At 37.5% G+C, this 19,015-nt stretch carries 21 protein-coding genes and 1 tRNA gene; 16 read left to right on the top strand and 6 right to left on the bottom strand.

Annotated features, from left to right (window positions below; all coding sequences use genetic code 11):
• Positions 1 to 64: 64 nt before the first annotated feature.
• From AB8P06_RS18390 to AB8P06_RS18340, 11 genes are all read left to right on the top strand, one after another.
• Entirely contained in the window at positions 65 to 376 is a 312-nt protein-coding gene (locus AB8P06_RS18390) for a GNAT family N-acetyltransferase (protein WP_369843723.1), read from the top strand.
• 67 nt (positions 377 to 443) lie between these two features.
• The gene (locus AB8P06_RS18385) at positions 444 to 1,343 is read left to right on the top strand and encodes a pirin family protein (protein WP_369843722.1); all 900 of its coding nucleotides are present in this window, start codon (positions 444 to 446) and stop codon (positions 1,341 to 1,343) included.
• A 10-nt stretch (positions 1,344 to 1,353) separates the two neighbouring features.
• Entirely contained in the window at positions 1,354 to 1,887 is a 534-nt protein-coding gene (locus AB8P06_RS18380) for an NADPH-dependent FMN reductase (RefSeq protein ID WP_369843720.1), read from the top strand.
• On the top strand, positions 1,887 to 2,465 hold the full coding sequence (locus tag AB8P06_RS18375) for a TMEM175 family protein (RefSeq protein ID WP_369843718.1): 579 nt from the start codon (positions 1,887 to 1,889) through the stop codon (positions 2,463 to 2,465). The genes AB8P06_RS18380 and AB8P06_RS18375 overlap by 1 nt, the downstream gene beginning before the upstream one ends.
• A gap of 1 nt (position 2,466) precedes the next feature.
• Complete coding sequence (locus tag AB8P06_RS18370) at positions 2,467 to 2,685, top strand: (4Fe-4S)-binding protein (protein WP_369843716.1); 219 nt, start codon at positions 2,467 to 2,469, stop codon at positions 2,683 to 2,685.
• Positions 2,685 to 3,083 (top strand): OsmC family protein, encoded by a 399-nt coding sequence (locus AB8P06_RS18365; protein WP_369843715.1) that lies wholly within the window; start codon positions 2,685 to 2,687, stop codon positions 3,081 to 3,083. Before AB8P06_RS18370 ends, AB8P06_RS18365 begins: the two co-directional genes overlap by 1 nt.
• Position 3,084: 1 nt before the next feature.
• Positions 3,085 to 3,369: a GNAT family N-acetyltransferase gene (locus tag AB8P06_RS18360; protein WP_369843713.1), complete on the top strand. Its 285-nt coding sequence runs from the start codon at positions 3,085 to 3,087 to the stop codon at positions 3,367 to 3,369.
• 110 nt (positions 3,370 to 3,479) lie between these two features.
• Positions 3,480 to 4,979 (top strand): sodium:solute symporter, encoded by a 1,500-nt coding sequence (locus tag AB8P06_RS18355; protein ID WP_369843712.1) that lies wholly within the window; start codon positions 3,480 to 3,482, stop codon positions 4,977 to 4,979.
• 112 nt (positions 4,980 to 5,091) lie between these two features.
• On the top strand, positions 5,092 to 5,607 hold the full coding sequence (locus AB8P06_RS18350; RefSeq protein WP_369843710.1) for a hypothetical protein: 516 nt from the start codon (positions 5,092 to 5,094) through the stop codon (positions 5,605 to 5,607).
• A gap of 109 nt (positions 5,608 to 5,716) precedes the next feature.
• Positions 5,717 to 6,568 carry a transketolase gene (locus AB8P06_RS18345; protein ID WP_369843709.1) on the top strand — a complete coding sequence of 284 codons (852 nt, stop codon included), beginning with the start codon at positions 5,717 to 5,719 and terminating at the stop codon, positions 6,566 to 6,568.
• Between the two features lie 51 nt (positions 6,569 to 6,619).
• Entirely contained in the window at positions 6,620 to 7,564 is a 945-nt protein-coding gene (locus AB8P06_RS18340; RefSeq protein ID WP_369843707.1) for a transketolase family protein, read from the top strand.
• A 73-nt stretch (positions 7,565 to 7,637) separates the two neighbouring features.
• Here AB8P06_RS18340 and AB8P06_RS18335 read toward each other — a convergent pair whose 3' ends face one another.
• From AB8P06_RS18335 to AB8P06_RS18315, 5 genes are all read right to left on the bottom strand, one after another.
• Positions 7,638 to 8,051 carry a DUF1348 family protein gene (locus AB8P06_RS18335; protein WP_369843705.1) on the bottom strand — a complete coding sequence of 138 codons (414 nt, stop codon included), beginning with the start codon at positions 8,049 to 8,051 and terminating at the stop codon, positions 7,638 to 7,640.
• Entirely contained in the window at positions 8,052 to 8,579 is a 528-nt protein-coding gene (locus tag AB8P06_RS18330) for a TetR/AcrR family transcriptional regulator (protein ID WP_369843703.1), read from the bottom strand.
• A gap of 157 nt (positions 8,580 to 8,736) precedes the next feature.
• Complete coding sequence (locus tag AB8P06_RS18325) at positions 8,737 to 9,114, bottom strand: hypothetical protein (protein WP_369843701.1); 378 nt, start codon at positions 9,112 to 9,114, stop codon at positions 8,737 to 8,739.
• Positions 9,115 to 9,182: 68 nt separating this feature from the next.
• Entirely contained in the window at positions 9,183 to 9,653 is a 471-nt protein-coding gene (locus AB8P06_RS18320) for an Lrp/AsnC family transcriptional regulator (RefSeq protein ID WP_007843944.1), read from the bottom strand.
• Positions 9,654 to 9,787: 134 nt separating this feature from the next.
• Positions 9,788 to 14,584, bottom strand: a complete 4,797-nt coding sequence (locus AB8P06_RS18315; protein WP_369843699.1) for a translocation/assembly module TamB domain-containing protein — start codon at positions 14,582 to 14,584, stop codon at positions 9,788 to 9,790.
• A 4-nt stretch (positions 14,585 to 14,588) separates the two neighbouring features.
• Here AB8P06_RS18315 and tsaD point away from each other — a divergent pair, with 4 nt between their 5' ends.
• The 3 genes from tsaD to AB8P06_RS18300 are packed head-to-tail and all read left to right on the top strand — an operon-like array spanning position 14,589 to position 16,773.
• The gene (gene tsaD / locus AB8P06_RS18310) at positions 14,589 to 15,605 is read left to right on the top strand and encodes a tRNA (adenosine(37)-N6)-threonylcarbamoyltransferase complex transferase subunit TsaD (protein ID WP_369843697.1); all 1,017 of its coding nucleotides are present in this window, start codon (positions 14,589 to 14,591) and stop codon (positions 15,603 to 15,605) included.
• Positions 15,606 to 15,658: 53 nt separating this feature from the next.
• Positions 15,659 to 16,024: a four helix bundle protein gene (locus AB8P06_RS18305; RefSeq protein WP_369843695.1), complete on the top strand. Its 366-nt coding sequence runs from the start codon at positions 15,659 to 15,661 to the stop codon at positions 16,022 to 16,024.
• A gap of 59 nt (positions 16,025 to 16,083) precedes the next feature.
• On the top strand, positions 16,084 to 16,773 hold the full coding sequence (locus AB8P06_RS18300) for an RsmE family RNA methyltransferase (RefSeq protein ID WP_369843694.1): 690 nt from the start codon (positions 16,084 to 16,086) through the stop codon (positions 16,771 to 16,773).
• Here AB8P06_RS18300 and AB8P06_RS18295 read toward each other — a convergent pair.
• Positions 16,770 to 17,441, bottom strand: coding sequence for a TrmH family RNA methyltransferase (locus AB8P06_RS18295; RefSeq protein ID WP_369843692.1), 672 nt, complete (start codon positions 17,439 to 17,441; stop codon positions 16,770 to 16,772). The genes AB8P06_RS18300 and AB8P06_RS18295 overlap by 4 nt on opposite strands.
• 81 nt (positions 17,442 to 17,522) lie before the next feature.
• Here AB8P06_RS18295 and AB8P06_RS18290 point away from each other — a divergent pair, with 81 nt between their 5' ends.
• Positions 17,523 to 18,539: an asparaginase gene (locus AB8P06_RS18290; protein WP_369843690.1), complete on the top strand. Its 1,017-nt coding sequence runs from the start codon at positions 17,523 to 17,525 to the stop codon at positions 18,537 to 18,539.
• Between the two features lie 54 nt (positions 18,540 to 18,593).
• Positions 18,594 to 18,680: transfer RNA gene (locus AB8P06_RS18285), tRNA-Ser, on the top strand.
• Positions 18,681 to 19,015 lie beyond the last annotated feature (335 nt).

Here is a 19,015-nt window from a genome sequence, read left to right as displayed (position 1 = left end):
TGCTTAAAAAAAACAGTATTCTATCTATTTTGCGTCTTTGTATTTAACTAAAAAAATAAAAATTATGAAACCGGAATTTGAAAATATACCTCTAGTAAAAACGGGAAAAAGATTTGAAATAGAAATCAACGGACATTTCGCTTTTATTGATTATCGTGAAATGGGTCACCAGATCGCATTGGTACATACGGAGGCCGAGCCGGAATTGGCAGGAACTGGCGCTGCTGCCGCTGTTGTCGAGAAAACATTACAGTATATCGAGGAAAATAACAAAAAACTACTTCCTTTTTGTCCTTATGTTTTCGCCTACATTAAAAAACACCCGGAGTGGAAACGTATTGTAGATGAGAGATTTGAAGGCTATGCCCAGCTATAATGGCATCAAAGTACGATCAACATTGAAAATATTAACTAAATTAGCTTATACTAAATAAACAGCAATCATGTCAAACATAGGACTTATCATTGAAGAGAAAGCAGCAGATATAGGAAATTTCCTGGTAGGCAGACTTTTACCTTTCCGTGAAAAAAGAGCAGTGGGACCATTCGTTTTTATAGACCATATGGGACCTTCGGAGCTGAAAGATTATCAGAACCTTGATGTTCCGCCACATCCGCATATCGGGCTTTCTACCTTGACTTATCTTCTTGAAGGATCTATTTTCCACCGCGACAGCATAGGAAGTGCCTTGGAAATAAAACCGGGAGCCGTAAACTGGATGACAGCCGGAAAAGGTGTGGTACATTCTGAGAGAACCCCTGAATATTTACGACATACAGATAAAAAACTTCACGGATTTCAGATCTGGGTGGGACTTCCCAAACATCTTGAACAGAGCGAGCCTACTTTTCATCATATTGAAGCGGATGAAATTCCGGTGTGGGAAGAAGGTGAGATTCAATATAAATTAATTGCAGGAGAAGCATTCGGAAGAAAATCTCCGGTTCCTGTACACAGTAAATTATTCTTTATTGAGATTAAAACCAAAACGCCTCAAAAAATAAGCATCGGAAAAGATCTGTATGGTGAAGCAGCAATGTACGTTCTGGACGGAACTGTACACACAGAAGGAAATACCTACGGCTCAAAGCAGCTTTTAATCGCCAAAGACACCAAACTTTGTGAATTTGAAATGAGTGAAAACGGAACGGTTTATCTTTTCGGGGGCGAACCTTTCGATGAGGAACGTTTTATATTCTGGAATTTTGTAAATTCAGACAAAGAATTACTTGACCAGGCTAAAATCAACTGGAATGATCAGAATCATGATGCTTTCCCTCTGGTGCCCGGCGATGAGAATGAATACGTTCCACTTCCAAAAGCAATTCTGAACAGAAAGTAAGAATTTAAGAATGAAAATATTAGCATTTGCAGGGAGCACATCTTCCACCTCTATCAACAGGGAACTGGTGAAATTTGTTTTGAAAAGCTTTCAGGATGAAAACATCAACCTGATTGATCTTAATGATTTTTCCATGCCTGTTTTCTCCGTAGATCTTGAAAAAAAAGGATTTCCTGATGAAGCGCATCATTTCCTAAAGGTGATTGAAGATTGTGATGTGATTATCTGCTCTCTTGCAGAACATAACCGATCTTACAGTGCCGCTTTTAAAAATGTTTTCGACTGGGCTTCAAGGATCAACGTAAAGGTTTTTCAGAACAAGCCTATGCTTCTGATGAGCACTTCTCCCGGAGGTTATGGCGGTGGAAACGTGATGAACACTGCAAAGACATTTTTCCCGCAATTCGGGGCCGAAATTAAAGACACGTTTTCTTTACCGAAGTTTTACGAAAATTTTGATCTGGAAAGCGGTGTGATCAATCCCGATATGCTTAAAGAATTACAAGATAAAACGGAAAACTTTAAAAATCAGTTTAAAAACTAATGGTAAAAGGGAGATTAGAGGCTTTCAGTGATGGGGTTCTGGCTATTATCATCACAATTATGGTACTTGAATTAAAAGTGCCGGAAGGTGGTAGCTGGGCCAGCCTTAAACCTCTCGTCCCCAAATTTTTAGCTTATATTTTCAGCTTCATTTATGTAGGAATCTACTGGAACAATCATCATCATTTGTTTCAGGCTGTAAAAAAAGTTAACGGAAGCATTCTCTGGGCCAATCTTCATCTGTTATTCTGGCTTTCACTGATGCCGGTAGCAACAGAATGGATCGGGGCAACCCGTTTTTCAAAAAATCCTGTGGCAGCTTACGGTATAGGATTGATTATGTGCGCTATTGCCTATACCATTCTGGAGAACCTTATTTTAAAATCAGAAGGTGAAAATTCAAGGTTAAAAGAAGCCATACATTCCAAATCTAAAGAATATATCTCCATTATATTTTATATTTCCGGAATCGCCACTTCATTTTTTTATCCTTATATTGCCATAGGTTTTTATTATATCGTTGCTTTAATATGGCTGATTCCTGACAAAAGAATTGAAAAATTATTAAAAGAAGATTAATATGGAAACACACGAATATATCAATGGGGAGATCACCGTCATATGGCAACCCAAAAAATGCATCCATTCGGCTATTTGCGCAAAAACTCTTCCAAAAGTTTATCACCCGAAAGAAAGACCGTGGATAAAAGTGGAAAACGCAACTCCCCAGGAACTTAAAGATCAAATAGACCTATGCCCTTCCGGAGCATTAAGTTATAAATTCAACACAGAAAAGTAATGGCAGTAACCGTAAAAGCGATTTTAGGAAAAGAAAAATATTATACCGAAGTAACAGCCGGAGAAAACCTGCTTATTACAGACGAGCCGGTCGATAAGGGCGGACAAAATAAGGGCTTCAATCCTTTTGAGATTTTAGCCACCTCTTTAGCAAGCTGTACGGCTGCTACCCTGAAAATGTATATCGACAGAAAAGAATGGGATGTAGAAAAAATAAATGTAGAAGTGGAGCTGGAAAATTATCCTCTTACCCAACTTGCCGTTTTTAAAAGAAACATCAGCTTTGAAGGCAACAACTTTGATCCGGAACAGATGAAAAGACTTCATCTGATTGCAGATGCATGCCCGGTACATAAAATATTAACTCACGACATAGAAATTCAAACCAAATTTTCATAGTATGACAGAAGTAAAACAAAACAACGACGAAAAACACGGAAGTTTTGAGGCTTTCATAGACGGAAACCGCGCAGGACTCATGACCTATACCTGGGCCGGAGATGAGAGATTCATCATTGACCATACTGAAGTAGGAGAAGATTATAACGGTAAAGGTGTTGGTAAAGAAATGGTTTTGGCTGCCGTAGATTTTGCAAGAAAGGAAGGTAAAAAAGTAATTGCCCTTTGTCCTTTTGCAAAAGCCACATTCCAGAAAAATGAAGACCTTCAGGATGTCCTGGTATAAGTAATACAAAAAATCAATTATAAACCTTTCAGAGTAAATATTCTGAAAGGTTTTTTCTTTTTTACCAGACTATAAAAAAACTATATTTGTAAAATTTTAATTGCAAAAATATGTCTCCAATTATATTACTGTCTATCATTATCGTCTATTTCGCACTGCTTCTCTGGGTAGCTTATAAAACAGGAAAAGGGAGTGATAATGAAAGTTTCTTTATCGGAAACCGTAAGAGTAATTGGATGCTGGTTGCTTTCGGGATGATCGGGACTTCTCTTTCAGGAGTTACCTTCGTGAGTGTTCCCGGTGCCGTGGGAAAAGACAGCTTTGCTTATTTACAGATCACTTTAGGGTATCTCATCGGTTATATTGTAGTTGCTTATGTTTTACTTCCTTTATATTACCGTTTGAAGCTGACCTCCATTTATGGCTATCTCCAGCAGAGGATGGGTCAGCTTTCTTATAAATCCGGGGCATGGATCTTTATTGTTTCAAGGCTGGTAGGAGCCACAGCGAGGCTGTATCTGGTGGTGAATATTCTCCAGGTAACGATATTGGACAGTCTGGGAGTTCCCTTTATTGTCACTACTTTAATTATCCTTGCGATGATTATTCTTTATACCTATGAAGGCGGAGTGAAAACCATTGTCTGGACAGATACTTTACAGACCTCATGTATGCTTTTAGGACTGATTATCTGTACGGTTTATATGCTGAATCATTTAGATTTAAGTGTGGGACAAAGCTTAACGGCAATGGGTGATAAAGGCTACACCAAAATATTTGAAATGGATTTTAATTCTCCCGGATTTTTCATAAAGCAAATCCTTGCAGGAGCGTTTATTACCATTACCATGACGGGAATTGACCAGGAGATGATGCAGAAAAGTCTTTCTGTGACGAAGCTTAAAGATTCCCAGAAAAATATGGTCACGTTGGGTTTCATCTTATTAGGGGTAATCTCATTATTCCTTTATATGGGCGGCCTTCTTTATCTGTTCGGAGAAAATCAGGGAGCGCATTTTACAGAAGTTATCAATGACGGAGTGACCAAAAAAGAGTTTTTATTAAACGGAAAAGATATTTTCGGGGATAAAATCTTCCCTGAAGTTGCTTTAAACCATATGCCTCCTTTTATTTCCATTATATTTATCATCGCTTTGATCTCAGCTTTATTTCCAAGTGCAGACGGTGCTATGACGGCTCTTACCTCATCTTTATGCATTGATATTTTCGGGATGAAGGAAAAACCATGGGAAGCTAAAAAGAAGGAAAAATTCAGAAAAAACATCCATTTGGTGGTGGCATTTTCTTTCCTGATTATGGTGGTTATTTTTAAAATCATTAATGATAATTCCATGATCGGACTGATCTTAAAGCTGGCAGGATTTACATATGGGCCACTTTTAGGGCTTTTTGCCTTCGGGATTTTCACAAAATATAAAGTTGAAGATAAGCTGGTGCCTTACATTTGTATCGCTGCGCCTATTATTTCTTATTTTATCGATAAATACCAGGCTGCTATCTTCGGGAATTTCAAAATCGGACTGGAGCTATTGATTATCAACGGACTGCTTACGTTTTTTGGACTATGGCTCATCAGAAAGAAGAAATAATTTTAAGTTTCGGCTAAAGCCATTTGATTTATATTTTATTTGTGAACGGGCTAAAGCCCGCTCCTATTGATATAGAGAATAAGATTATTGACACCATAAAAAAATATTAACCATGAAAAAAATTATTCAACTTTTATTATTCGTCTTTGCATTCGGTATAATTTCAGCTCAGGATTTTGAAGTTTCAACCTTGAGAATCGGTCCATATAAGATTTTTATGGAAAAAACCGACGCTGAAAAACTGGCGGGAACAAAGCTCAAAATGACTGACGGCCAAACCAAAAATTCCGTTAAATACAACGGAGAATTGATACTCATCGATCTTTATGAAGGTTATGTGAGTGAAGCCAAGCCCAGTGTGCCTACCATTATGAACATCTCAACAACAAGTAAGAAGTTTAAAACCAAAAGCGGAATTGGAATCGGAAGTACTAAAGACGACATCATCAATGCCTATAAAGACTATCCGAGTTTCAGTGTAAACCCTGCCTGGGATGATAAAGGAGTAAAATTAAAGAATGCAGGATATTTCACGCTCAATGATAGTGATGCGGGAACTGCTCTGTCATTTAAATTTGTAAATAATATCGTTGTCGAAATCACAGTATATCTGGATGAGGGCTGCTAAAAGAACAGATTATTTTAAACGATTAAAAATCCGGGTTTTACATCCGGATTTTTGCATTTCCGTAAGCCAGTAAAAAATTGTAAATTCGCGTGCAAATAAATCTTATATAATGAGTAAAAGTATCGAAGAGTTAAAATCTCTTACTACGCAAATCAGAAGAGACATTTTAAGAATGGTTCATGCTGTAAATTCCGGTCACCCAGGAGGAAGTTTAGGTTGTACTGAATACTTCACTGCCCTTTACGGAAAAGTAATGAACTATAATCTTCCTTTCACGATGGAAGGTAAAAATGAAGATCATTTCTATCTTTCAAACGGACATATTTCTCCGGTTTATTATTCGACTTTAGCCAGATTCGATTTTTTCCCAGTGGATGAATTGAGAACTTTCAGAAAATTAGATTCAAGATTGCAGGGCCACCCTACGACTCACGAAGGGCTTCCGGGAATCAGAATCGCTTCAGGTTCTCTTGGTCAGGGATTGTCTGTCGCTCTTGGTGTTGCTCAAGGTAAAAAATTAGAGGGGGACAATTCTCTTGTTTACTCTCTTCATGGAGATGGGGAATTACAGGAAGGCCAGGTATGGGAAGCTTTGATGTATGCTGCAGCAAAGAAAGTTGATAATATTATTTCAACAATCGACTACAATGGCCGTCAGATTGACGGTGATACAGATGATGTATTGAGCTTGGGAAATCTTCATACAAAACTTGAAGCTTTCGGATGGATTGTTTTGGAAGAGAAAAACGGTAACGATCTTGAAGCGGTGATTGCCATTCTTGAAAAAGCCAAAACCGAAACAGGAAAAGGAAAACCTGTTGCAATTATCCTTCATACAGAAATGGGTTACGGAGTAGACTTTATGACCGGTACTCACGCATGGCACGGAAAAGCTCCTAACGATGAGCAATTGGATACGGCTTTCAAACAATTATATTTAGAAGCTCCAGCTGATTACTAATCATAAGTAATGAGTAAAAGGTAATTAGCAATAAAAATAATAAGTAAAAAAATGAAATATACATATACAGAAAAAAAGGATACACGTTCAGGATTCGGAGCCGGATTAGCTGAGCTTGCTGACAAAAATCCTAATGTAGTAGCACTTTGTGCAGACCTTATCGGTTCTTTGAAAATGGAGAAATTCATTGAGAAAGCACCGGAAAGATTTTTTCAGGTAGGAATTGCAGAAGCTAATATGATGGGATTGGCTGCAGGCCTTAGCATCACAGGAAAAATTCCTTTTACAGGAACCTTCGCCAACTTCTCTACATCAAGAGTGTATGACCAGATTCGTCAGTCTATCGCTTATTCCGGAAAAAATGTGAAAATCTGTGCATCTCACGCAGGTCTTACTTTAGGAGAAGACGGGGCTACGCACCAGGTTCTTGAAGACATCGGGATGATGAAAATGCTTCCGGGAATGACTGTGATCAATCCTTGTGATTATAACCAGACTAAGGCTGCCACTCTTGCGATTGCAGATCATGAAGGTCCTGTATATTTAAGATTCGGAAGACCTACCGTACCTGTATTTATTCCTGAAGATATGCCTTTCGAAATCGGAAAAGGGATTATGCTGCAGGAAGGTACTGATGTAACGATCGTTGCAACCGGCCACCTGGTTTGGGAATCTCTTGTTGCTGCTGATGAGCTTGAAAAAGAAGGAATCTCTTGTGAGGTGATTAATATCCATACGATTAAGCCTTTAGACGAAGAAATCATCTTAAAATCAGTTGAAAAAACCGGAAAGATTGTTACTGCTGAAGAGCACAACTATATCGGAGGTTTAGGAGAATCCGTAGCAGGAATGCTGGCAAGAAAAAGACCGACAAGACAGGAATTTGTAGCGGTAAATGATACTTTCGGAGAATCTGCAACACCTGCAGAACTGATGAAGAAATATAAAATTGATTCTGCTGCCGTGAAAGAAGCGGTGAAGAGAATTTTAGCATAAATATTTTCTTAATATAAAATGAAAAGCATCCAAAAACGGATGCTTTTCTTGTTTTGTTTTATCCATAAGTCGGTTATCTAAACTTCCGGTCTTCCTCTTTTATTGCCAGGTCATTAATGCTTGCATATCTTTTCTGCATCAGGCCGTTCTCATCAAATTCCCAGTTCTCGTTTCCGTATGCTCTGAACCAGTCGCCGTTTTCGGTCTGATATTCATATTCAAAGCGGACAGCGATGCGGTTATCAGCATGAGCCCAATATTCTTTTTTAAGTTTATAATTCAGCTCCTTTGCCCACTTCTGACGGAGAAAATCGACGATTTCGACTCTTCCGTTAACAAATTTATCCCTGTTTCTCCATTCGCTGTCTGTTGTATAAGCTTTGGAAACTCTTTCGGGATCCTGACTGTTCCAGGCGTCTTCTGCCAGCTGGATTTTTTCTTTTGCCGTTTCAAGGGTAAAAGGCGGAAGCGGATGTTTCTGTTCCATTTAATTGATTAGTTTGGTGATTATCTTTTTTGACTTCTCTATTAATTCGTTTGATTTAAACAGCTGGCTTTCTATGATGCTGCTTTCGAAAAGAAGGTAAATGTGCTCAGAAAGGTCCGGATCATTCAGCAACTCATGAAAATAGTTCCTGAGATCAGATTTATGGCTTTGAATAACACTTAGAATTTTAGTATTATCCACCGGAATTTCGGATAGTATATTAAGAAAACTACAGCCTCTGAAATTCTCTTTTTCATTCATATAAATCAGAAAGTCGAAGGATGCGGCCACTTTTGAATTTTTGCCGGTTTCTGAAGCCGTAAAACCGTTCAGTTCATTAAACCAATACTCATGTCTTGCATTAAGAAATTCAACGCACAAATCCTCTTTAGATTTAAAATGCTGGTAAAAGCTTGCTTTAGCCACACCTGCTTCCGAAATGATCTGATTGATCCCGGTAGAATTATATCCCTGCGATGAAAACAATTTCAATGTTGTCTCTACAATTCTTTCTCTTGGAGTTGCCATACCTTTCTTTAATTGATAAAGCAAAGGTAAAGTAATTTTACAATATACAGACCAGTCTGTCTATTTTTTTAAAAAATTATTTTCTCTTAAAATATCGTCAGAGCTTGAGATTAATGGTTCAGAAAAAAGACCTTCAAAAATGAAGGCCTGGTTGATATTATTTAAAAAATTTCCATTTCGGGATGATCGCGAGCATTCCAAATCCTGTAAAAAGGAAAAGATTGGTCACATCCGTATACAAAAATGTAGACAGGTAATAATTGTGCATAAAGAAATGCAGCACCAGCAATACCGGGAAGGCAAAGATTCCCGGTTTTCTGTAAAAGAACATCAGTACCAGGCTGATCACCATCAGCAGATCTATCGAAAAAATAATATAGAGATACCATCTTGGGATATTAAGGTATTCATGCTGCAAGTATTCATCCACATCAATTCCCAGACCCATTATTGTAAACAGCATTAAAGAGGCAAATGCCAGAATAAACCCCCATCCTTTCTCAGGACTTTCGTCAAAGTAACTGTATTCTTCCATAGGTACAAAAATAAAGAACTTATGAATAATTTCATAAGTTCTTCTATATTTATTCGTTTAAAATTTGATTAAACAGAAATAGCGTTAATCAGTCTGTTTTTGTCGCTTAAGTACTCTTCCATAGAAATCATACTTTCTGTTCTCATTACATCCTGGATGTCATCTATCTGGTAGATAATTCTCTTAGCATCTTCAGTATTCTTAGCTCTCACCTTACAGAAAATATTATATTTTCCTGAGATTACACTCGCTTCGATTACATTAGGAATAGTTGATAACTCTTTTAAAACCTCCTGAGTACGGTTTGATTTGGTTAAAAGGATTCCTATGAAAGCTGTAAAATGATAGTCTAATTTACCATAATCGATATTAAGGGAAGATCCCAAAATAATACCTGCATCCTCCATTTTTTTCACTCTTACGTGAATTGTCCCTGCAGAAACATCCATTTGTTTTGCAATTTCAGTAAAAGGCATTCTTGTGTTTTCTACTAAGAAGTCAAGAATTTTCTTGTCTATTTCGTCAAGTTGATAGTTCATATTAGTTAAATTACAATTTTCTTAAAAAATCAATGTATTTTTTGCAAATTTATAAAAAATAATTTAACAATGAAAATTATATCAAACATTAACAATAATTAACACATATGATAAAAATCATTAAAATATTCAAATTATTTACCGTCTGATTTTACAGAATCTGTTTTTATTTCTGTTTTAGCATCGGCCTGTTTTTTATCTTTTTTCTTCCTTTTAAATAGAGAATTAAAGCTTTTACTCCACACAATACCCCCACCATAGGCCTGATTCGCAGAACCATTTGTTCCCGCTCCAGTAACTCCCATTCCAATATTGGTAGGTTTTGAATAGCCTCTTAAGACCAGACTTCCGTCATTCTTTTTAGAAATATCATATTCAATTGAACCCTCTCCTGAAAGGTAATTGGCCTCAGTACTTTCTGTTTTCGTCAAAGGAATCCCCAATCCGGTCTTCACTTTTATTCTTGGAGAAAGAGCAAAGGTAACCCCTGCATTGGCCCTGTCACCCGTATTTGAGTTCTGGTCTCCTTTCACATAATTAAGGTCAATCTGGAATTCATTACTCATGGTATTCAGAACGGAACCTAATTGTTTTAACAGCATATTATAACCGGAAGATTCTGCAACACCGGCAACGTTTACATCTACTCCACCTGAGTTTGAAACGTTAAAACTATTTAACAATAATATGGAACCAAACTGTAATACCTTCTCGCCATCCTGGCTCATTTTTGCGGCTAAGGTCTCTTTTACCTGGCTTGAAACGTCTAAAGCAGATACATCCAGATCTATCTTAGGATCTACAAGAGATTGGGTGATATTGGCCTGTAAAAGTATACTGATCGGCTGTATATTCCCCATATTCAGGTATTCTCCCGCATTGGAAACCATTCTAACATAATTGGCCGTAATACTTAATGCCGGCTTCATCGCATCGCCATCCCAACGGATGCTGCTTCCTTTCTCAATCTGGAAGGTTTTATTTAGGATCGCTTTGGAAACAAATGTTCCGTTATCCACTTTATAGGTCCCGTTCATTGCAATATTGCCCTGTCTGTTCATCTGGAACCTTAAATCATCCGCGATTCCTTTCACGGTAATATTTCCTACGTCATCTCCTACCAAAACATTTACAGTGGTTCCTTTATCTACATCCAGGTCAAAATCAATATTCATGTTGGCCCCGGTTTTTTTCTTCTCTTCAAGCGTGATCAGACCGTCTTTCCCTTCTTTCAGGAATCTCAGCATCTTAAATTCTTCAACATTGGATGTAGAGCTTGAATTAAAGGTGAATGTACTTCCATTCAGTGCTTTCATATTAGGAGTTGAAAGACTCAGCCCTGAAACAGGTCCGTCAACGTATAGATCTCCCTGTCCGTAAACCCTTCCCCAGAATAAATCAAAATCTTTCTGCGTAGTATTCAGTACCAGCAAATTATCAGCCCTCATTACGAGGTTGACTCCCATCGAAGAAAGCGTTTCAAACTGTATCGCCCCTGAAATTGTCCCTTTTGAATTGGACCTTCCGTCATGAACTCCGATGTTATTAAGAATCGCCAGTCCTTTGGTTAGAGGGATCACTGTATCGTCAAATGAATAATCAACTCCCGTAAACAGAAGTTTTAATCCGAATTCTTTCAAGGCAATATCTCCGCTGTAATCCAGATCGCTCAGCTTACCGTTTATTTTAAGGTCTCCGGTAGCTTTTCCTCTTAGGTTTCCGAATATAGACTGTACAAACTGCTGGGCAAACGCAAGATCAAATTCGCGCATTTCCGCTACAAGATCTATAGTAGGTGAAGATGTATTATTATTAACGGTACCCGTTAAATGCAAATTATTGTTGCCTATGATTCCTGCTGAGGTTACTTTTACATCTACATCATAAACATTCAATGAAAATCCGTTGGTTGCTGAAATGGTAACGTCGCCCATATCATTCCCGTTCATCTTAATATCATCAATCGTCAGATCAATTAACGGCTGCAATGTGCTCTTATCCATTCTGATTTTAACGCTTCCGTTGGCAAGGCCTTTAAGATCCATGGTATTTCCTCCTGACTGCATTTCCAGAAGCTTTTCAATTGCAAAGTCTTTAATATCTGCATCTACATAGAAGTCTTTAGCAGATTTAAATGTAGATTCTTTGATGAACAATTCGCTGTTGTCCGAAAAAACCCTCAGATTCCTGATTTCAAAATCACTGGTCTTTTTTCTGTAAGTAATGGAGTGGTCAAGTTCCGGGCTTGTATCTATCGCCCAGGTTACTTCATTAAATTTCACCTCCGTCGGCTCAAACCTGAATACATAATCTCCTGCCGGGTTGGTTGACTGGTTGACATTAATTGCATACTCTTTCAGCTTATCATCCAGTTCGTCTTCAGGGCTTCCATGTTTGAAAGTAGTGGCAAGATGGAGAATGCTGTTATTTTCATTTCTTCCGCTAAGTGTGAGGTCTTTGATCACATTTTTATTGTATTCCACCCTCTTTACTTTTGCATAAAGCTGCTCATTGAGATTAGCCGTATTTATTCTTACCAGTACGCTGTCTACCATAGCACTATCACGGGTAATATTATCCCTCTGGTTGATTTTGTAGGCAGGATTAGCTTCTGCAAGGGCTTTATCGGCTTCCGTAATTTCGACTTCTTTGGTCATCACATATTTTAGAGACGCAGCATCAACATTCAGAATAAGGTTGTTTGAATTCCCATCGTATTGGCCTTCTACCACAGCTCCCTGAGGCAGCTTTAAATCCGGCATAAAATAACTTACCAGACCTTGCTGAACATCAAAATTCATAGCAAAGCTCTGACCTCTGTATAATTTTCTCGGTGGGGGCCCTACCAGGATTTTTCCTAATCCGTTTTCTACCATTCCGGCTAAATCTGCAAGGTTATATCTTCCTGAAATTTTTCCGTTAACAGCTCCCGGAGCATTGACATCAATGACACGGTTACCACCTTCTATAAAGGTTTTCACCTTAGCATTCGGAATAATATATTTTTGGGTTGCCGTAGCAAAATTCACATTATTTGCCTCTACATCGAGGATAAGGTCATTAATGGATGACATTGACATTTTACCGGCTACCTGACCGCTCACAATCTGATTTCCCGGCTTATCAGTAAAATAATTCATGTTCAGATAATTGACATCGGCATTGACGTCCATTGCAATTCTTGAAGTACTGAAATCGATCAATCCTTTTATTGTAGCTTTCGCCTGCTCATCATTTACTGTAATGATACCATTGTATTTTTTATGATCCAGCAAGCCATCCAGATAAAGATTATTGATTTCTTTATTCATGATCTCAATCTTTGAAACCTGGGATTTTGTGGTCAGACGCATGGTGTTGACATCGAAACTCTGTCCGTTAATATCAAATTTCCCGGAGATTAAGCCTACTGATTTATTTTTTGTGATCACAGAGGTATTCAGATCCGTAACTTCAGCATATCCTGAATATTTTGGTAAAGCCGTACTATAATCGGTAAAAGAAAACTTGGTAATTTTTGCCTGCCCGATCCCGGTTATTAAATTTCCGCTGGGAACATATACCTGCTTAGGATTTACACTTGCTGCCCCGTTATATTTCAGCCTTCCGAAATCATCTGCAAAATTCTTCATCTTTGTTGAAATAAATGAAGGCATCATTGCTTTGAGATCTTTATAGGTAAAATCGGCTGCAAGGTTATTGGTTTCAATCTGGAAATTGCCTTTAAGAATATTTTTCACCTTCATTGTGTGAGTGGCAATATTCACACTCGGATTTCTGATCAGGAAGTTTTCCAGATAGAAATTATTCAATGGACCTGTCATTTTTCCGGAAACGTTGAAAGGTTCGAAATTATCCCAATTGGTTACAAAATAGCTGATATCATACCCATTAAGCTGGCTTCCCTGATTAAGATCCATGTCCCATCGTACTTTGTCGGCAAAATCAGCCCATGAACCTTTATTAAGATTGAATTTTATGTTTCCCTGCAAAAGACTGTGGTCTGTATTCAATGTCAGATCTTTAAGAGAAAGGAAGTCTTCCGTCATAGACAGTTCTGTGGAGAAAGTATCTACAAAATGAGATTTCCCCCATCTTTTCGTGACGAAGGATAAATTATTTATGAGTGCGGAGATATTGGCTCCATTGACTTTCACATTAGGAGCTTTCAGATTGAAATTGGTCGCTGTAAGCCACTTTCCTGCTTCTCCAGGTGAATTCAGATTGACAATAGAAACTTTTGAATCAATGATCTGCAATCTGGAATTTAACTGAAACGGCGGTTTACTGGGATCTCTTTTTTTCCCGCTGTCAAATAGTTTTGTGAAACGGATAAAGTTGGAAATGCTGTCTCCTTTATAAGTAATTACTTTTATTTCTGCATTTTTTAACGTCAGGGAATTAAAACTTAAAGAATTGTTCTTCCCAATATTAGTGGCTAATGAAAACCAGTCTGAATTAGCAATAAATTCTTTGGACTTAATAAAATCGTAGCCTTTATAATCTTTAATCTTTAAGCCTTTTATGGTCACATCTCCGAAAAAATCCACTTCTACGCTTTCGGTAGACATTTCTGCTTTAAAGTCTCTGTTGACGATCTGTAATGCCTGATCCGCCGCCCATTGTTTGGTGACAGGAAGATTGATTATAATGATCACTGCAACGATCAGAGAAACTCCCAGCCAGAAAAGAATTAATAACAGTTTTGCCCACCATGAATAGCTGGTAATATCTTTAGCTGCCTGCTTTCCAAACTCCTGAGCTGTTTCTACCGGATGGTGAATCGCATCTGAGGCCAGTTCGGATGCTTCTTTTACCGTTTCTTTTACATTATCTTCAACATTCTCAACAGTTTTTCGTACCTGATCTCCCAAGTTATCAGCTACAGATTTTTTATTCTCATTTTCGTTATTATTCTCTAACTTTGCCATTATTATGAGCGAGTCTATAATTTTAGGTATTGAATCGTCTTGTGACGACACATCAGCAGCCATCATCAAAGGGAATTCCATTCTTTCTAATATTGCTGCCAATCAAGCAATTCATAAAGAATACGGAGGTGTTGTTCCTGAACTGGCTTCACGGGCCCATCAACAAAACATTATCCCTGTCGTTGAAAAATCTCTGACTAAAGCAAATATACAACAAAATGCAATTTCTGCTATAGGATTTACACGCGGACCCGGACTTTTAGGTTCTCTTTTAGTGGGAACCTCTTTTGCTAAATCATTGGCAATGAGTTTAGACGTTCCTTTAATCGAGGTAAACCACCTTCAGGCCCACATTTTAGCCCATTTTATTGAGGATGCAAATCCTATGCCGCCGAAATTCCCTTTTTTATGCCTTACGGTAAGTGGTGGCCACACCATGATTGTTTTGGTGAAAGATTATTTCGACATGGAAATTATCGGAAAAACCACCGATGATGCCGCAGGTGAAGCATTTGATAAAATAGGAAAAATCTTCGATCTGGATTATCCCGCCGGTCCTATCATCGATAAACTGGCAAAAGAAGGAAATCCTGATGCATTCAAGTTTAATAAACCTAAGCTTGAAAATTATGATTACTCTTTCAGCGGAATAAAAACGTCCGTTTTATACTTTATCCAAAAAGAGGTCAGAAAAAATCCTGATTTTATTAAGGAAAACCTGAATGATCTGTGTGCATCGGTTCAGAAATGTATTATTGAGATCTTAATGAACAAACTTGAAAAAGCTGCAAAAGATCTTGAGATAAAAGAAGTTGCCATTGCCGGCGGAGTTTCTGCCAACTCTGCTCTGAGAAAAGCAATGGAAGATAATCACACAAAATTAGGCTGGAACATTTATATTCCAAAATTTGAATATACAACCGACAATGCTGCGATGATTGCCATGGTTGCCCAATTGAAATTTGAAAGAGGGGAATTTACGGATTTAAGGACGAGTGCTGTCTCGAAGTATGACATATAAGCTTTTGCTGAACCGCAAATTTGTAAAACTGTAAAATCGCAAAATGGCAGAAAATGTATCAATTTTATTTTGAAAAATTAGAGGTATGGCAAAATGCCAGAAAGTTGGTCAAAGAGATTTATTTGGCAACACAAACTTTTCCTGAAAGTGAAAAACTTGGAATTACAAATCAAATCAGGAGAGCGTGTACAAGTATTACAGCCAATATTGCTGAAGGTTTTTCAAGGAAATCAGATAAAGACAAATCCCGCTTTTTAAATATTGCTTTTGGATCAACCATAGAAGTAATTAATTTTTTGATTTTATCAAACGATCTAGATTTTCTAAGTAATGAAAATTACAATAGCTTAAGAGAAAAATCAGAATTCATTTCTAATCAGATCAACGCATTATACAATTCTATTAATAAAGAACTTTAGATAGACGATTATCTGCAATTAACGGTTTTACAAATCATCAATTTAACGATTTAACAAGAATGAAATTATTTTACGGCCACATAGAAGATAACAAAGTAATCATCAATGATGAAGAGCAACAGCATATTCTGAAAGTTCTCAGGATGAAGGATGGTGAAGAAATTCATGTTACAGACGGGAAAGGGAGCCTTGCTTCCGGGACCCTGATGATTGAAGGTAAAAAAGCAGGTATTGAGGTTTCGGCTATTAAAACAGATTTTCCGGATTTTGAGTCTAAGCTTCATATTGCAATTGCACCGACAAAAAATATTGACAGAATCGAATTTTTCGTAGAAAAAGCTGTAGAAATGGGTATTTCTGAAATTACATTTTTGCTGACTGAAAAAACAGAACGTAAAAATATAAATATTGATAAAATCAGAAAGCAGGCTATTGCGGCTTCAAAACAGAGCTTAAGATTTCACTTTCCGGTTATTAATGACGCTGTAAAATTTTCTGATTTTTTAAAGAATACCGAAGTAAAAAATACTTTTGTTGCTCATTGCAATGAAAACCTGGAAAGAATTGAATTGAAAAATATTTCTAAAACAGGTTCTTATACTTTTCTTATTGGCCCGGAAGGGGATTTTTCTGATAAAGAAATTCAACATTTAACGGATCTTAAAATCAAAGCAGTATCTCTCGGAGATCAAAGATTAAGAACAGAAACGGCAGGAATATTTGTCGCTGCATGGAATTATTTAGCCTAAAAACCGATTCCGTTATCCCGGATATATTTTTCAAAAATCTGTTGCCCGCTTCTCATGGAATTGACTGCCCAACGAATTTTCATTCTTATCAGCTTTTCCTCACTCAGTTGATAATCAATATCTGATCGGAGTAATTTCTGTTTTAATTCATACATACAGATTCCTGCTGCTACAGATACGTTAAAGCTTTTTGTGAATCCATACATCGGTATTGCCAAGGTTTCATCGGCAAAATCCAGCACTTCTTCAGAAACTCCTTCCAGCTCGGTTCCAAACACCAAAGCAATCGGTTCTGTGATCTGATAATCGGGAAGCATTACAGCATTTTTTTCGGGAGAAACTGCCAGAATTTTGTATCCCCGGTTTTTAATTTCCTGTAATGAGGAAATGTTTTTGGGCATTTTTTCTACTTCTACCCAGGTTTCAGCACCTTTTGTAACGGTAAGATTGGGATTGAATACATTTTCTTCTTCCAAAGCCACCACCTTATGAAATCCGCAGGCTTCCACTGATCTTACAATCGCTGCTGCATTTCTGAACTGGTAAACATCTTCCATCACCGGAAGAACAAAATCTGAACTCTCCGGGGAAAAGTGTTCAATTTTCTTTAACCGCTCTTCAGTTAAAAACTGTTTTAAATACTCAAAAGTTTGTGCTAAATCTTTCATTCATTTTCAAATCTTTGCAAATTAACGTAATTTTGAAGCTATGAACCAAACAGGCTCAGATTCTTTATTAAAAAGTATTACATGAAACGAAAAGTCCTGCTTATATATACCGGTGGAACCATCGGGATGGAGAAAGATTATGAAACCGGAAGCCTCCGCGCATTTGATTTTGGAAATATTTTCGAAAAGATGCCCGAAATGAAACTGATGGAATGTGAAGTATTTGTACACCCTTTCTCAAAACCTCTGGATTCCTCTGATATGGGCCCTGAAGAGTGGAAAATCATTGCTAACTATATCCATAAGAACTATGATGAATATGACGGCTTTCTGGTACTTCACGGGACAGATACAATGTCTTATACGGCTTCTGCTTTAAGTTTTATGCTAAAAGGTTTGAGAAAGCCGGTTATTTTAACCGGTTCACAACTTCCGATTGGGGATTTAAGAACGGACGCCAAAGAAAATCTTCTGACCAGTTTATATTATGCGAGCCTGTATGAAAATGATGAAGCGGTAATTCAGGAAGTGGCCATTTACTTCGAATATAAGCTATTAAGAGGAAACAGAACGCTTAAATATTCTGCGGAGTACTTTGATGCCTATTCCAGCCCCAATTATCCTATGCTTGGTCAATCCGGTGTTCATCTGAATATTATTAAAGATAACCTGTACCGCTGCGATCCTGAGGTGGAATTTCATGTGGATGATTATATTTCCGAAGATATCTTATTCTGGAGAATTTTTCCGGGAATGCATTTAAGCCATTTTAAAGAAATCCCGAAAATGAAAGTACTGATCCTTCAGGTTTTTGGCTCAGGGACTATTTTCAGTACTGAAAAAACGCAGCAAACCCTTCAGGAGATCAGGAATAACGGAACTGAGATTGTAGTGGTGAGCCAGTGTATTTCAGGTGGTATTTCATTCGGAAAATATGAGAACAGTAATATCTTCTCGAGAATCGGAGCTATCAGCGGAAAAGACATGACAGCTGAGAGTGCTATCACAAAAGCGATGCATTTAATTGGCAATCCGAAATACTCCGGAAGCTTTGCCGATAACTTCTCAAAGAGCCTTTGTGGAGAAATTGCAGACTAATTGCTTTAATTATTTGGTAATTCAATAAAATACCTTATTTTTGCAATCTCAAATAGAGAGGTGTCCGAGTGGTTGAAGGAGCTACCCTGGAAAGGTAGTATACGGGTAACTGTATCGAGGGTTCGAATCCCTTCCTCTCTGCAGATAAAAACCAGGTCAAATTGATCTGGTTTTTTTGTGTTGATTATAATAATCGATAAATATGAATGATTTTTGAGCTACCCGATAGCCTCTTTAATTTTTATTGGAGGATAAACGCTAAGACGCTATTTTTTTTCCTTTCAGGCTGTTTTTAAGGCGCAAGGATTTTATCTGCGATAAAATTGAACACTGCCAATATTTTTACGATAAGTTCAATTTGAATTAAGTTGAGAGATGATAGTTGAGAGTTGAGAGAAAGAGCAGAACTAAATATAATAGATAAGTGATAATTGATAAATAATCATTGATAAGAGATGATTGACAATGATTCGGAG

This window comes from Chryseobacterium tongliaonense (assembly GCF_041224435.1).
GTDB classification, from domain to species: Bacteria; Bacteroidota; Bacteroidia; order Flavobacteriales; family Weeksellaceae; genus Chryseobacterium; species Chryseobacterium tongliaoense.
This window is presented reverse-complemented; position numbering and strand designations above follow the sequence as displayed.